This window comes from Streptomyces sp. NPDC004752, assembly GCF_053601275.1.
The window spans coordinates 1-12163 of record NZ_JBSGBN010000001.1 but is presented as its reverse complement, the minus strand read 5'-3'; the positions used below and the strand labels follow the sequence as shown (position 1 = coordinate 12163).

The window sequence follows — 12163 nt, the reverse complement described above, 5'->3', positions numbered from 1 at the left end:
CCTGCGCCGGTGGCGGTCTTTCGGTGGCGGTGTTCTGCGCCGGTGGGGCAGGTGCCGGCGCACCCCGTGCCGGTGGCGGTCATTCGGTCCGCGGTGTTCCGGGCCGATTGCGGACCGCGGGCCGTGGCGGCCTGTGGCGGGGTCGTGTCCATCGTCGTGGTGCGGGGGATCAGGTGCTCCGCGTTCCGGTTCGGGGTGCACGCCGAGCTCCGCGCAGGCGGCCACCCGTGCAGGTCCACGCCGAAGCGGGCCGAACGCCCGACGCGGCTGAGCCGCCGTCTGCGGACTGCGGATTCCGGGGCCTTGGGAGTCGCGGGTTCCGGCTGATCGATCCGATGTCCCACCCGGCGGTCACCTGGCGCTCTCCTGGCGGGACGCCGTCGCGCCGGTATCCAGGAGGCGGGCACGGGCCGTACCCGGGCCGCGAAAAATGGGTGGAAAGCGGCCCGGGTCCGGCCGCGTTCAGGAAGCGGTGGGCCGGATCAGGCGGTCGTCGGGAATGACCGCGACGCCGACGATCTCGATCAGGGCCTCGGGCTGCCAGAGCGCCGTGGTGCCGATGCCGGCCATGGCGGGGTAGACCGGCCCCGCGAGCTCGCGCCAGACCTGCCCGATCTCCCTGCCGTGCGCCTGGTAGTCGGGGATGTCGGTCAGGTAGAGGGTGACGCTGACCAGGTCCTGCGGGATCCCGCCCGCCTCCGCCAGCGTCGCGAGCACATTGCCGAACGCCTGGCGGAACTGCTCGACGATGCCGCCTGGAACGATCTTCATCTCCTGGTCGAGGGCCGTCTGGCCGCCCAGGTGAAGGGTGTTGCCGCTGAGCGTCCCGTGGGAGTAGCCGCTGGGCTTGGCCAGGGACGCGGGGTTGACCGGCACAGGGGGAGAGAAGGTCGCCATGGAGAACTCCTGCGGTGCGGGCTGCTGTCTGGCCGCCACCGTAACATCCATCTATTGACATCATCATGACGGTCGTAGAAATAATGAAATGTAGATGGTGGATGTCAGTAACTCAGGAGAGGAACGTCCATGCGCCTCGGGACCGTCCGACATGCGGCCGGAACGACCGCCGCGGTGTTCCAGGGGGACGTCTGGCGGGCGCTGCCGGCCCCCGACCTGTCGGCGTTTTTGGCGACGGCCTCGCCGGACCGGGCGGCCGATCCGGACGGTGAGGTGCTCCACGACGCCGTCCCCGTGCTGCCCCTGCCCGCCCCCGGCAAGGTGATCTGCTGCGGCCTGAACTACGCCGACCACATCCGTGAGACCGGTCGCGAACTCCCGAAGTTCCCCACGCTCTTCGCCAAGTACGCCGACACACTCACCGGCCCGCACGACGACGTGGTCCTGCCGAGCGGTCTCCAGCTCGACTGGGAGGCGGAACTCGCCGTCGTGGTGGGCGCGACGCTGCGTGGCGCCGACCGGGCCACCGCGCTCGCCGGGATCGCCGGCTACACGGTGGCGAACGACATCTCGGTGCGCGACTGGCAGTACCGGACGTTGCAGTGGTTCCAGGGCAAGGCATGGGACGCTTCCTGTCCCGTCGGCCCCGTGGTCGTCACTCCGGACGAGTTCGACCCGGCCGCCGGTGCGGCCGTGATCTGCCGGGTCAACGGCGAGGAGATGCAGCGCGACAACACGAAGACCCTGGTCTTCGACGCGGCCGAGCTGCTCGCGTACGTCTCGGCCTTCACCGTGCTGCGGCCCGGCGACCTGGTGCTGACCGGCACGCCCGGCGGCGTCGGAGTGGCCCGGGAGCCCAAGCGCTTCCTCTCCGACGGCGACCTCGTCGAGACCGAGATCCCCGGCATCGGCACTCTGCGCAACACCGTCCGCTTCGCCGGTTGACGCCGACCGGCCCCACCCACGACGAGGAGCTCCCATGGATCCCACTCCCGGCAACGCGGCCGACTACAGTTCGTACCTCCTTGAGGGCGACAACTCGATGTACGCCACGGAGAGCGGCCTGGTCGTCCCGGTCGTCACCCGGGCCGGTGACGAACCGGGCGACACCGGGCAGTCCGCCGGCGCCACCCGAATCTCCGGCGTCAGCATCCAGCACACCCCGGCCACCCGGCTCTGGTACGGCAAGGTCAGCAACGACGCCGGCTACCGCTCCGTGCCCCACCACCACGGCCAGGCCGAGACCGGCGGCTACGTCCTCTCCGGCCGCGCCCGGATCTACTTCGGCGAAAAGTTCGAGGACTACATCGACATGTCCGAGGGCGACTGGGTCTTCGTCCCACCGTTCATGCCCCACGTCGAGTGCAACCTCGACCGCAACCACCCGCTGACCTGGATGACCACCCGCACCCCTGAGAACATCGTGGTCAATCTCCCCGAGGTCCCGGACGCGGAGCTGCGCCACTGGCTGGACCGGCCCTGATGACCGCCGCCACGTCAGAGTTCTTCAGCGCCGCGGTCGACCTCACCCCGGCCGATCCCGAGCACTTCGACCTCGCGTTCACGGCGGTCACCCAGCCCTGCCCGTGGCCCAAGGCATACGGCGGCGACCTGGTCGCCCAGGCGGCCACCGCCGCCATGCGGTCCGTCGACGACGGCAAGGCGCTGCACTCCACGCACTCCTACTTCATGCGCCCCGCCGAGATCGGAGAAAAGGTGCGCTACGAGGTGGAGCTGCTGCGCGACGGCCGCAGCTACGCGACCCGCCAGGTCCGCGGCTACCAGAACGGCAAGCCGCTCTACGTCTGCCTGGCCAACTTCGCGGCCGGCGAGCCCGGCGCCGGCTACGCCGCCGGACCGCCCGACTGGCTCACCACCGCCGGCCTGCCGGGCCCGGAGGAACTGCCCAGCTCCGCCGAGTACCTCGCGGACCTGAGCGGCGAGACCATGACCGAGAGCTCCAAGGTCTACTGGTCCTTCGGGCGCAGCTTCGACATGCGGCACGTGCCGGGCCCGGTCTACCTCACCGTCGACGGGGAACCGGTGGCCCACCAGGCGGTCTGGGTCAAGCCGTTCGACGCTCTGCGTCCCGTCGACGGTCTCACCGACGCGCAACGGGACACCGCGGCCCTGGCCTACGTCTGCGACTACACGATCCTGGAGCCCGTGCTCCGGGTCCTCGGCCTGCCGTGGGCGCGCGAGGGGCTGGTCACGGCCAGCCTCGACCACGCGATGTGGTTCCACCGCCCGCAGCAGCCGGGCGCGGCGGACGGCTGGCTGCTCTACGCCCAGCAGGCCGTGGCGGCCGACGCCGGCCGCGGCCTCGCCGCCGGACGCTTCTTCACCCCGGACGGCACCCATCTGGCCACCGTGGTCCAGGAAGGAATGATCCGCACCTCCCAGGAAGGACACCGATGACCTGTCAGGCGGCCCCGGCCACCACGCTCGACGCTTCCTTCGCCGGGCATCCGCGTGCTGTGCGCGTCGTAGACGCGTCGCCGCGCAGTCGCGGTGGCACGCACCACCCCCTCACGATCCACCTCCGCACGCACCGCCTCCCCATGCACCGCCCCCTCACGTTCCGCCCTCTCCCGCACCACCCCGTCCCGCTCCCCCCTTCCAAGTCCCACGCCTTCAAGCTCCAGCCCGTCAAACTCCGTACGACCGTGGAGGATTCGGCATGAGGATCGCCATCGCCGGCGGCGGCCCCGGGGGCCTGTACTTCGCCGCCCTGATGAAGCAGCTCGACCCGGCCCACGAGGTCACCGTCTGGGAGCGCAACGCGCCGGACGACACTTTCGGCTTCGGCGTCGTCTTCTCCGACGAGACCCTCAGCGGCATCGACAACGCCGACGACGTCGTCCACGCCTCGATGGAGAGCCGGTTCGCCCGCTGGACCGACATCGACATCGAGTTCAACGGCCATGCGTTCACCGTCGGCGGGCAGGGCTTCGCGGCGATGAGCCGTAAGGAACTGCTGCAGATCCTGCAGCAGCGGGCCGCCGAACTCGACGTCACCGTCCATTACCGGACCGAGGCGCCGGACGTGCCCCGACTGCGGGAGTCGTACGACCTGGTTCTGGCCGCGGACGGGCTCAACTCCGCCGTCCGCGCCAAGTACGCCGACGTGTTCCGGCCGACGCTCGACCGGCGGCGCAACAAGTACATCTGGCTCGGCACGGACCTGGTCTTCGAGGCGTTCCAGTTCTTCGTCAAGCAGACGGAGTGGGGCACCATGCAGATCCACGGCTACCCCTACTCGGACTCCGGTTCCACGTTCATCGTCGAGATGCACGAGGACGTCTGGCGCCGCGCCGGCTTCGACCGGACCGAGGCGCATGTGTTCGCTCCGGGCGTGTCGGACGAGTACGCGGTCGGCAGGATCGCCGAGATCTTCGCCGAGGAGCTGAAGGGCCACCAGGTCCTCACCAACAACTCCAAGTGGCTCAACTTCACGACCGTGCGGAACGAGCGCTGGTTCGACGGCAACGTCGTCCTGCTCGGGGACGCCGCGCACACCGCCCACTTCTCGATCGGCTCCGGCACCAAGCTCGCCATGGAGGACGCCCTCGCACTGGCGGCCTGCCTGCACGAGCGGCCGACCGTGGCCGAGGCGCTGGAGGCATACCAGAGCGAGCGCAAACCCGTCGTCGAGTCGACCCAACGGGCCGCGCAGGCGTCACTTGAGTGGTTCGAGAACATCGGCATGTACGCCGGCCAGGACCCGGCCCAGTTCGTCTTCAACCTGCTCACCCGGTCCCGCCGGATCACCTTCGAGAACCTCAAGGAACGCGACGCCGAGTTCGCCACCCTGATGGAGAACGAGTTCGCCAGGAACCAGCAGGCCCCCGGCATCGCCCCGGCGATGTTCCAGCCGGTCCGCATCGGCGAGCTGGAACTGAGCAACCGCGTCATCGTCTCCCCGATGGACATGTACTCCTCGGTGGACGGCGTCCCCGGCGACTTCCATCTGGTGCACCTGGGGTCCAAGGCACTCGGCGGAGCCGGCCTGGTGATGAGCGAGATGGTCTGCGTCTCGCCCGAGGGCCGGATCACCCCGGGCTGCCCGGGGCTGTGGAACGAGGAACAGCGCCAGGCATGGGAGCGCGTCACCGACTTCGTGCACCGCAGCAGCTTTGCGAAGATCGGCCTGCAACTCGGCCACTCGGGGCGCAAGGGCTCCACCCGGCTCATGTGGGACGGCATGGACGAGCCGCTCGGCGCGGACGACTGGGAGGTGATCGGTCCCTCCGCGCTGCCCTACGGTCCCGGCTGCCACATCCCGCGCGAGGCCACACGCGAGGACCTGGACCAGGTCGTCGCCGACTTCGTCGCCGCCGCCGAACGCGGGGTGCGGGCGGGCTTCGACCTCGTCGAGGTGCACGCCGCGCACGGCTACCTGCTGTCGTCCTTCCTCTCGCCCGTCGCCAACCGGCGCACCGACGAGTACGGCGGCAGCCCGGAGAACCGGCTGCGGTTCCCGCTGGAGGTGTTCGACGCGGTACGCCGCGCCGTCCCGGCCAAGATCCCGGTGACCGTCCGTATCTCGGCGACCGACTGGGTCCCCGATGGCAACACCGACGACGACGCCGTGGACGTCGCCCGCGCGTTCATCGAGCACGGCGCCGCCGCCATCGACGTCTCCTCCGGGCAGGTCACCAAGGACGAGAAGCCGGCCTTCGGACGCTCCTACCAGACCCCCTTCGCCGACAAGATCCGCCACAAGGCGGCGGGCCCGGCCGGGGTGAAGGTGATCGCGGTGGGCGCCATCTCCTCGTACGACGACGTGAACTCGATCCTGCTCGCCGGACGCGCCGACCTGTGCGCCCTGGGCCGCACCCATCTGTACAACCCGCAGTGGACGCTGCAGGCCGCGGCCGAGCAGGAGTACCGGGGCGCGGGAGCGCAGTGGCCGGTGCAGTGGGCGGCCGGCCGACGCAAACCGCCGGCCGCGCGCACCGACAAGATCCCGCCACGGCTGTCCCTGCTGCGCGAGGGCACCGGCGCGCCCGTGCACCTGCGGTGGAAACCGCGGACCGCGGATGCGGCGACGGAGCGGGTATCCGCATGACCGGCTCGCCAAGGGACGGGTATCCGGTCGGTGTGCACCGGCCGGGCTCGGCGCCTGTGGTGGAGACCTCGCCGGGGGACGGGTATCGGGTCGGTGCACACGGTCCGGGCTCGGTGTCTGCGGTGGGTGCGTCGCCGGGCGGCCCGTACCCGGTCGGTGTGCACCGGTCGCGCATCGAGTGGATCGACACGGACGCGGCAGGGATCTACCACAACAGCACCGTCGTGCGATTCGTGGAGGCCGCGGAGGCTACGCTCATGCACGAGCTGGGCCTCCACGACTACTTCCCGGCCGCACCCCGCGTCCGCTACGAGGTGGACTTCGAGGCGCCCCTCTTCTTCGGCCAGGCTGTGCGCACCCTCGTGGAGCTGGTCCGTATCGGCACCGCCTCGATGACCTTCGCCTTCGAGGTCTGGGGCGAGGAGTTCCGCGGGCGGCCGGGCCGACGGGCTGCCCGCGGCAGTTTCGTCACCGCCCACATCGACCGCGGGCACGCCGACGGCGCGGCCGGCAGCCCATGGCCCGAGGAATGGGTCGCCGTGCTGGAAGGGGCCGTACGACCTGCGGCGGAGCGTGCGCCATACTCAGGCAGATGAGCGAGACCAGCGAGACCAAGGACACCAGCCCCGCCGTTGCCACCCGCCGGTCCCGGACGGTGCTGGTGAGCTTCCTCGGCGCCGTGGTCCGCAAGATGGGAAACTGGATGCCCATCGCGGGCACGGTCGAGTTGCTGACCCAGGCCGGCCTGGACGCCTCCAGCGTCCGGACCGCGGTCTTCCGTCTCAAGAAGCGCGGATGGCTGGAGCCGGAGACCCGTTCCGGCATGCGGGGCTACGTCCTGACTCCGGCCGCGTTGGAGGCACTCGCCGCCGGCGACGAGGTGATCTGGCACGCCCGGCAACCGGCCGATCTGGGCGACGGCTGGTGCCTCGTCAACTTCTCCGTGCCCGAATCCGCCCGCGCCAAGCGCCACCAGCTGACCGCGCACCTGACCTCGCTCGGCTTCGGCAACATAGGCTCGGCGGTGTGGGTAGCCCCCGCCCGGATGCTGCCGTCCGCCCAGCGCGCCATCGCCGAACTGGACCTTACGCAGCAGTGCGCCGTCTTCGTCGGGGGCTACGTTGCGGGGCAGGACCTCGCGGCGATGGTCCGCAGCGGCTGGGACCTCGACGGCATCGACCGGCGCTACCGCGCCTTCCTCGCGGACTACGCGGCCGAGGCGGACCGCCTGGCCACGGCTGCCTTCGTGGACGGGCAGCACGCCTTTGTCACCTATCTGTCGGTCGTCGACCACTGGCGCAAGCTGCCGTTCCGTGACCCCGGCCTGCCGCCCCAGGTGCTCACCGAGGGCTGGAGCGGTCCGGCCGCCGTGCACCTGTTCGAGCGTATGGTCACCGCCCTGGAGGGCCGTGCCCTGGCACACGCCGCCGCCTACTGGTCCGCCCAGCCCCGACCGGCCGAGGCAGCGGACACCACCGGCTGAACCCCGGCCCGGCACACCACCGGTTCCCACCGGCTGAACCCATACCAGCGGCGGCCACAGGCCCGAATGGCCGCTGGGCGAGCCCGGCCCCGCCCCGTGAACGCCGAACCGCCTCCATCGTCCGTCGCCGCCTATGGGACCGCCGCTCGACGGAACGTGCCCGGCGGACGTGTCCGGCGTTCGTCCGCTCGGCGTCGCGCTGGGCACTCCCGGAGCCTGAACACCCGGCTCAACTCCGCACCCACCGATACACCAACTCCGGCCGCCCCACCTGCCCGTACAACGGACTCCGCCCCACCTCAACCAGATGCTCCAGTGCGAGACGCTCCGTGTACCGCATACACACGTGTTGCGACCCAATACACACGTGTTGCGACCCACGGTCGGAATGATGAATGAGGTCGGCGTCCTTCTTGATCTTCTGCCGCATGGCGCCATCTCCAGCGCGTCCAGTCCTCCAGCTCGGAGCTGAAGCAAGGCGGTCGTCGCGCTCGTCGTGTCGGCGTCGGCCTGCCGGGCCCAGGAACACACCGCCGGGCGGCAGCACGGTTCTGGTCAGTTCGGCCGGTGGTGGAGCAGAGTGGCCCGAAGGTCGTTCTCTGTGATCCGACCGGCGGGGCGGTGGAGTGTCCAGTGGTGGGCCTCGCCGTCCATGGACAGCACGGCGACGACGGTTTCCAGCGAGGGCCGGCCGGGTTCGGTGTGGGCGAATTGGCGGATGATGACGGCGGTGTCGTCGTCCAGTCCGAGCAGGGCGCGCACGGTGTCGCTCAGTTCGCGTAGATGCGGGCTCAGCCCGGGGGTTGCTGGGCGCGGTCGCGGTGGCACGGGGAATACTCCTTTGGTGTGCGGGTGGTGGGCCGGTCTTGGACGGGTGCCTTGACAGGAGGCCCGGCAGCGCGGTGTTGTCCGGTCACGGCTGCCTGCCAGGCGGCGAGGAGCAGCAGCGTGCCGGTTTCGGCCAGGAGGCTGAGCAGAGCCTGTGGGACGGGCTGCAGGCCGTGTTCGGTGAATCCGAAGACGCCTACGGTGCGTGAGGCCGCGAAGCCGCCGAGGGCGCCCAGGGCCACACCGGCGGCAGCGATCCTGAGCAACGGCGGCATCCCGATCAGCAGCAGGGCGGCGACCGCGAAGGAGACGCTCGCCTGGAGCAGGAACAGGGGGCCGACGATGTGGATGAAGCGGTACTCGTCGACGTAGAGCCGGGCGTGGATGTATCCGCTCGCGGCGAGCGTGGCGGCGATCGCCCAGCGCAGGGCCGGGGCGAGGAGCCTTCTGGTGCTCATGCCAGCCTCTCATCCTTGATCGCCAGCTCCCGGTCGCCCTGCCGGTAGCCGACGGTGCGAATGCCGAGGGCGTCCTTGAGGTGTCGGGCGGGGACGACCTGGGGGGTGGGGGCGGGAGCCCGGCCCGGCTTCGGCAGCGGGTAGGCCGTGGTGGTGGCGGAGTGGAAGGTGATATTGCCCTCTGTCTTCGTGAACAGCTGGTGGACATGCCCGTTGAGACAGGTGACCGAGGAGAAGCGGCGCAGGAGCGCGATGACCCGCAACGCATCGTCCGTACTCCAGCCCCACTTCGGGTACATGGCGAACAGCGGGATGTGGCTGAAGACCACGACGGGGGTGTCCGACGACAGTCCCGCGAGGTCCCTGCGGACGAATTCGATCTGCTCGTTGCCGAGGTGACCGAGCTTCTCCAGGCTCAGGGTGTTGACCAGGGCGATGAAGTGCACGCCATGGGTGTCGAAGCTGTACCAGCCGTCGCCGAGCGTGCCCTTGCCGAAGGTCTGCCGGTAGGCGCGGCCGGCGTCGCCGATGGAGTCGTGCTCGCCCGGCACGGTGAAGACGTGATCCGTCTGCATACCGGTCATCATCTGCCTGACCTGGTCAAACTGTGCCGCCGTTGACAGATGGGTGAGGTCGCCGCTGTGCATGACGAAGTCGGGCCGGAATCCGAGCGAGTTGACCTGGTGGATCGCTTCGGTGAAGGAGCCGGCCACGTCCATGTTCGCCGGGCCCTGGAAGCCGATATGGCTGTCGGAGACCTGCACGAAGCGCAGTGCGCCGTGTGACGTCGTGCCGCCTGCCGCCGCGGCGGCAGCGGTGTTCCGGGAGTCGGCGATGTGGCTGATCACCTCTCCACCGGCCACGGTCAGCACCACAGCCCCGCCGAACCACCCCGCGTGCCGCAGGAGTTGGCGTCGAGTCATGCCGTTCGGCCCGGCGGGCTGTTCGGTATCGCCCACCGGCGCCGGGTCGACGCTGTCGTGGTATTCGGTCATCGGGTCACCTCCACGATGGCGGTCATGAACGGATGGACGGTGCAGAGGTAGGCGTAGGTGCCGGGCTTGGTGAACGTGTAGCTGTAGGTGGCATGGGTGGCCAAGGCGGCCGAGTGCAATGGACCGCCCGCTCCGGAGCTGGTGACGGTGTGGGCGTCGGTGTCTTGATTGGTCCAGGTCACCGTCGTGCCCACCTTGACCTTGAGCGTGGTCGGGGAGAATGCGAAGTTCTTGATCGCCACGGCGTCCCCGGTCACCGGAGCGGTCGACGCATCCCTGCTCGGGGGGCTCATGGGCATGCTCATGCTGGGCATGGGCGAGGCGCCGGGAGCGGAGCCCGCCGCGTTTCCCGGTCCGGAGGCACCGGGCATCCCGGCCGTCTGATGCTGACCCCGTCCAGGTGTGACGGCGCCGGCGCCGGCGGCCGAGGAATGCGACGACTGGCCACATGCGCTCAGGAGCCCCAACGCGCCGACAGTGGCGACGGTGGCGACGGCAAGTCCAGCAGCAACGCGTGCTCGCCGGCCTGGTGTACGAAGGTTCAGGTGCATGGTGTTCGTTCCTCGAAATTGCAGGCGGCATACGGCAGTTCCCCGGCAGCGGCCCAGGAGTGATGCGCCGTGGGCCGGTGATCCCTGTTTGGGGAAATGAGCGGGAAATGTCGTACGGATCAGCTTTTGCCTGAGTCCACGGATGGCGGGGGTCGCTTGGTTCAGTCGATATGCACTTTTCTCGACACTTCGTTGGGGTGTCGCGGATCGGCCGGCTCTCCGGCCCTCCGTATGCACGGCCCCCGTGGCGTCGTGACGCCTTGCAGGTGCGTGACGCCCTCATTGCCTGTGGGTGTCACTGCGACCACACAGAGCGTCACGAGACAAAGCAGTAAATGTGCGCGATGATCCCCTTATGCCCTGGAGCTCCCGAAAACGTGGTCAAAGGACCGATCCGGATCGCTCCGCGAACCGTGTCTCTGGGAAAGGGGCCCTTTCGACCGCGGACGAGGAACTGCTGCGCACTCTCTATGCCGAGCACGCCGGGCCCCTGTTCCACTACGCGCTTCGGCTGACTTCGGGAGACCGGCAATGGGCGGAGGATGTGGTGCAGGAGACACTGCTGCGGGCGTGGCAGCATCCCGCCGCGTTCGACCCCGCACGAGGCCCGGCCCGGGCATGGCTGTGTACGGTCGCCCGGCACCTGGTCATCGATGCCCACCGGGCCCGGCAGGCCAGGCCGGCCGAGGCCGGCGGCGAGGCGCTGGAGCGGGCCGCCGAGCAGACACCCGGCGAGGACGAGATCGAGCAGGCACTGCAGAGCTGGGCGGTGGCCGACGCGCTCCGGACGCTGTCCCCGGACCACCGCGCGGTCCTACTGGAGACCTACTACCACGGCCGGACCATGACAGAGGCCGCACGGGTGCTGGGCATCCCGCTGGGCACCGTGAAGTCACGGACGTACTACGCCCTGCACGCCCTGCGGCTGGCGCTCCAGGAGCGGGGGATCGAGCCATGACCGTGGCGTGCAGGAGGTGGCGACCATGAGTACGGAGCACGACGCTCTCCGGCTGGCGCTGGGAGCATACGTCCTGGACACACTGCCCTCGGCGGAAGCGGAGCGGGTGCGCGCCCATCTCGCGGAATGCGCCCAGTGTTGGGCCGAACACGCTCAGCTGACGGGACTGCCCGCGCTGCTGGCGACGGTGACCCCGATGGAAGCCGCAGGCCAGGCGGTGTCGGCGGCCGACGCGGAGCTGGCCGACCGGCTGGTGGCACGGGCAGCCGAAAGCGCGCAGGGCTCTCCGCACGCGCGGCCCGCCGCGGCTGGGGTGCCGCAGGCACGCGAGGTGGGGGTGCTGGAGAGACTGCTGCAGCAGGCCGCGGCCCGGCGCCGCAAGACGTGGCGGCTGCAACTGGCCGGCGCCGCCGCCTCCCTGATGCTCCTCGCGGGAGCGGTCGGCGGCACCTGGCTGGCGGCCATCGGGTCCGTGGGCAGTGAGGCGACGCCGCCCGGACCCACCACCCCGGCTCCGTTGCGCACCTTCTCCGGACACGATCCCACCACCGGCGTCTCCGCTTCGGTGAAGGTCTCGCCCTCTGCCTGGGGCAGCGTCCTACAGGTTTCCGCCAAGGGGGCACCCGCCGGGATCACCTGCCGACTGCAGGCAGTCGGGTCCGGCGGGGTCCGGGCGGACGGCGCCACCTGGCGGGCAGGCGAGTACCCCTCCGGCACCACGGTCCCAGGGGCGGTCCCCATGTCCCCGGGTGCCATCGAGCACTTCGAGATCGTCGCCGACAACGGTCAGAAGCTGGTCACGATCCGAGCGTGAGATCGCCGGGAGTCCGCCCGCCACGGGGGGGGGGGGGGGCCCCGCGGGCCCCGGGCCCCGGGGTTTACGGGGAATAGGCCCCCGCCCCCAAACCCGGTGGCGCACCAC

Annotated in this window: 14 protein-coding genes and 1 pseudogene; 9 read left to right on the top strand and 6 right to left on the bottom strand. The window is 70.3% G+C overall.

The features are described from left to right. Nucleotides 1-462: 462 nt before the first annotated feature. Nucleotides 463-897: a RidA family protein gene (locus tag ACWEKM_RS00075; protein WP_451619010.1), complete on the bottom strand. Its 435-nt coding sequence runs from the start codon at nt 895-897 to the stop codon at nt 463-465. A 129-nt stretch (nt 898-1026) separates the two neighbouring features. On the opposite strand from ACWEKM_RS00075, the gene ACWEKM_RS00070 reads away from it, so the two are divergent. The 6 genes from ACWEKM_RS00070 (at nt 1027) to ACWEKM_RS00045 (ending at nt 7451) form a co-directional block, all read left to right on the top strand. After that, on the top strand, nt 1027-1842 hold the full coding sequence (locus ACWEKM_RS00070) for a fumarylacetoacetate hydrolase family protein (RefSeq protein ID WP_451618839.1): 816 nt from the start codon (nt 1027-1029) through the stop codon (nt 1840-1842). A gap of 34 nt (nt 1843-1876) precedes the next feature. After that, nucleotides 1877-2380 (top strand): cupin domain-containing protein, encoded by a 504-nt coding sequence (locus ACWEKM_RS00065; protein ID WP_451618838.1) that lies wholly within the window; start codon nt 1877-1879, stop codon nt 2378-2380. Beyond that, nucleotides 2380-3315 (top strand): acyl-CoA thioesterase, encoded by a 936-nt coding sequence (locus ACWEKM_RS00060; protein ID WP_451618837.1) that lies wholly within the window; start codon nt 2380-2382, stop codon nt 3313-3315. The genes ACWEKM_RS00065 and ACWEKM_RS00060 overlap by 1 nt, the downstream gene beginning before the upstream one ends. A 262-nt stretch (nt 3316-3577) precedes the next feature. Beyond that, nucleotides 3578-5968, top strand: coding sequence for a bifunctional salicylyl-CoA 5-hydroxylase/oxidoreductase (locus ACWEKM_RS00055; RefSeq protein WP_451618836.1), 2391 nt, complete (start codon nt 3578-3580; stop codon nt 5966-5968). Between the two features lie 113 nt (nt 5969-6081). Next, complete coding sequence (locus ACWEKM_RS00050) at nt 6082-6564, top strand: acyl-CoA thioesterase (RefSeq protein ID WP_451618835.1); 483 nt, start codon at nt 6082-6084, stop codon at nt 6562-6564. Beyond that, the gene (locus ACWEKM_RS00045) at nt 6561-7451 is read left to right on the top strand and encodes a PaaX family transcriptional regulator (RefSeq protein ID WP_451618834.1); all 891 of its coding nucleotides are present in this window, start codon (nt 6561-6563) and stop codon (nt 7449-7451) included. Before ACWEKM_RS00050 ends, ACWEKM_RS00045 begins: the two co-directional genes overlap by 4 nt. 229 nt (nt 7452-7680) lie before the next feature. On the opposite strand, the pseudogene ACWEKM_RS00040 reads toward ACWEKM_RS00045, so the two are convergent. From ACWEKM_RS00040 to ACWEKM_RS00020, 5 genes and pseudogenes are all read right to left on the bottom strand, one after another. Next, a pseudogene (locus tag ACWEKM_RS00040) lies at nt 7681-7788 on the bottom strand (two-component system response regulator); the annotation flags it as partial. Nucleotides 7789-8006: 218 nt separating this feature from the next. Next, nucleotides 8007-8279, bottom strand: coding sequence for a hypothetical protein (locus ACWEKM_RS00035; RefSeq protein WP_451618833.1), 273 nt, complete (start codon nt 8277-8279; stop codon nt 8007-8009). After that, complete coding sequence (locus ACWEKM_RS00030) at nt 8243-8737, bottom strand: hypothetical protein (RefSeq protein WP_451618832.1); 495 nt, start codon at nt 8735-8737, stop codon at nt 8243-8245. Before ACWEKM_RS00030 ends, ACWEKM_RS00035 begins: the two co-directional genes overlap by 37 nt. Beyond that, nucleotides 8734-9732 carry a metallophosphoesterase family protein gene (locus ACWEKM_RS00025; protein WP_451618831.1) on the bottom strand — a complete coding sequence of 333 codons (999 nt, stop codon included), beginning with the start codon at nt 9730-9732 and terminating at the stop codon, nt 8734-8736. Before ACWEKM_RS00025 ends, ACWEKM_RS00030 begins: the two co-directional genes overlap by 4 nt. Then, nucleotides 9729-9974 (bottom strand): plastocyanin/azurin family copper-binding protein, encoded by a 246-nt coding sequence (locus ACWEKM_RS00020; RefSeq protein ID WP_451618830.1) that lies wholly within the window; start codon nt 9972-9974, stop codon nt 9729-9731. Before ACWEKM_RS00020 ends, ACWEKM_RS00025 begins: the two co-directional genes overlap by 4 nt. On the opposite strand from ACWEKM_RS00020, the gene ACWEKM_RS00015 reads away from it, so the two are divergent. The 3 genes from ACWEKM_RS00015 (at nt 9964) to ACWEKM_RS00005 (ending at nt 12055) form a co-directional block, all read left to right on the top strand. Beyond that, complete coding sequence (locus ACWEKM_RS00015) at nt 9964-10116, top strand: hypothetical protein (RefSeq protein ID WP_451618829.1); 153 nt, start codon at nt 9964-9966, stop codon at nt 10114-10116. The two genes, ACWEKM_RS00020 and ACWEKM_RS00015, sit on opposite strands and share 11 nt — an antisense overlap. Before the next feature lie 522 nt (nt 10117-10638). Beyond that, nucleotides 10639-11241, top strand: a complete 603-nt coding sequence (locus ACWEKM_RS00010) for a sigma-70 family RNA polymerase sigma factor (protein WP_451618828.1) — start codon at nt 10639-10641, stop codon at nt 11239-11241. A gap of 25 nt (nt 11242-11266) precedes the next feature. Further along, nucleotides 11267-12055, top strand: a complete 789-nt coding sequence (locus tag ACWEKM_RS00005) for an anti-sigma factor family protein (protein ID WP_451618827.1) — start codon at nt 11267-11269, stop codon at nt 12053-12055. Nucleotides 12056-12163: the final 108 nt, after the last annotated feature.

Bases quoted from the DNA above. Each gene is read 5' to 3' on its own strand.
- ACWEKM_RS00075 (WP_451619010.1), bottom strand. From the start codon at position 897: ATGGCGACCTTCTCTCCCCCTGTGCCGGTCAACCCCGCGTCCCTGGCC.
- ACWEKM_RS00070 (WP_451618839.1), top strand. From the start codon at position 1,027: ATGCGCCTCGGGACCGTCCGACATGCGGCCGGAACGACCGCCGCGGTG.
- ACWEKM_RS00065 (WP_451618838.1), top strand. From the start codon at position 1,877: ATGGATCCCACTCCCGGCAACGCGGCCGACTACAGTTCGTACCTCCTT.
- ACWEKM_RS00060 (WP_451618837.1), top strand. From the start codon at position 2,380: ATGACCGCCGCCACGTCAGAGTTCTTCAGCGCCGCGGTCGACCTCACC.
- ACWEKM_RS00055 (WP_451618836.1), top strand. From the start codon at position 3,578: ATGAGGATCGCCATCGCCGGCGGCGGCCCCGGGGGCCTGTACTTCGCC.
- ACWEKM_RS00045 (WP_451618834.1), top strand. From the start codon at position 6,561: ATGAGCGAGACCAGCGAGACCAAGGACACCAGCCCCGCCGTTGCCACC.
- ACWEKM_RS00030 (WP_451618832.1), bottom strand. From the start codon at position 8,737: ATGAGCACCAGAAGGCTCCTCGCCCCGGCCCTGCGCTGGGCGATCGCC.
- ACWEKM_RS00025 (WP_451618831.1), bottom strand. From the start codon at position 9,732: ATGACCGAATACCACGACAGCGTCGACCCGGCGCCGGTGGGCGATACC.
- ACWEKM_RS00010 (WP_451618828.1), top strand. From the start codon at position 10,639: ATGCCCTGGAGCTCCCGAAAACGTGGTCAAAGGACCGATCCGGATCGC.
- ACWEKM_RS00005 (WP_451618827.1), top strand. From the start codon at position 11,267: ATGAGTACGGAGCACGACGCTCTCCGGCTGGCGCTGGGAGCATACGTC.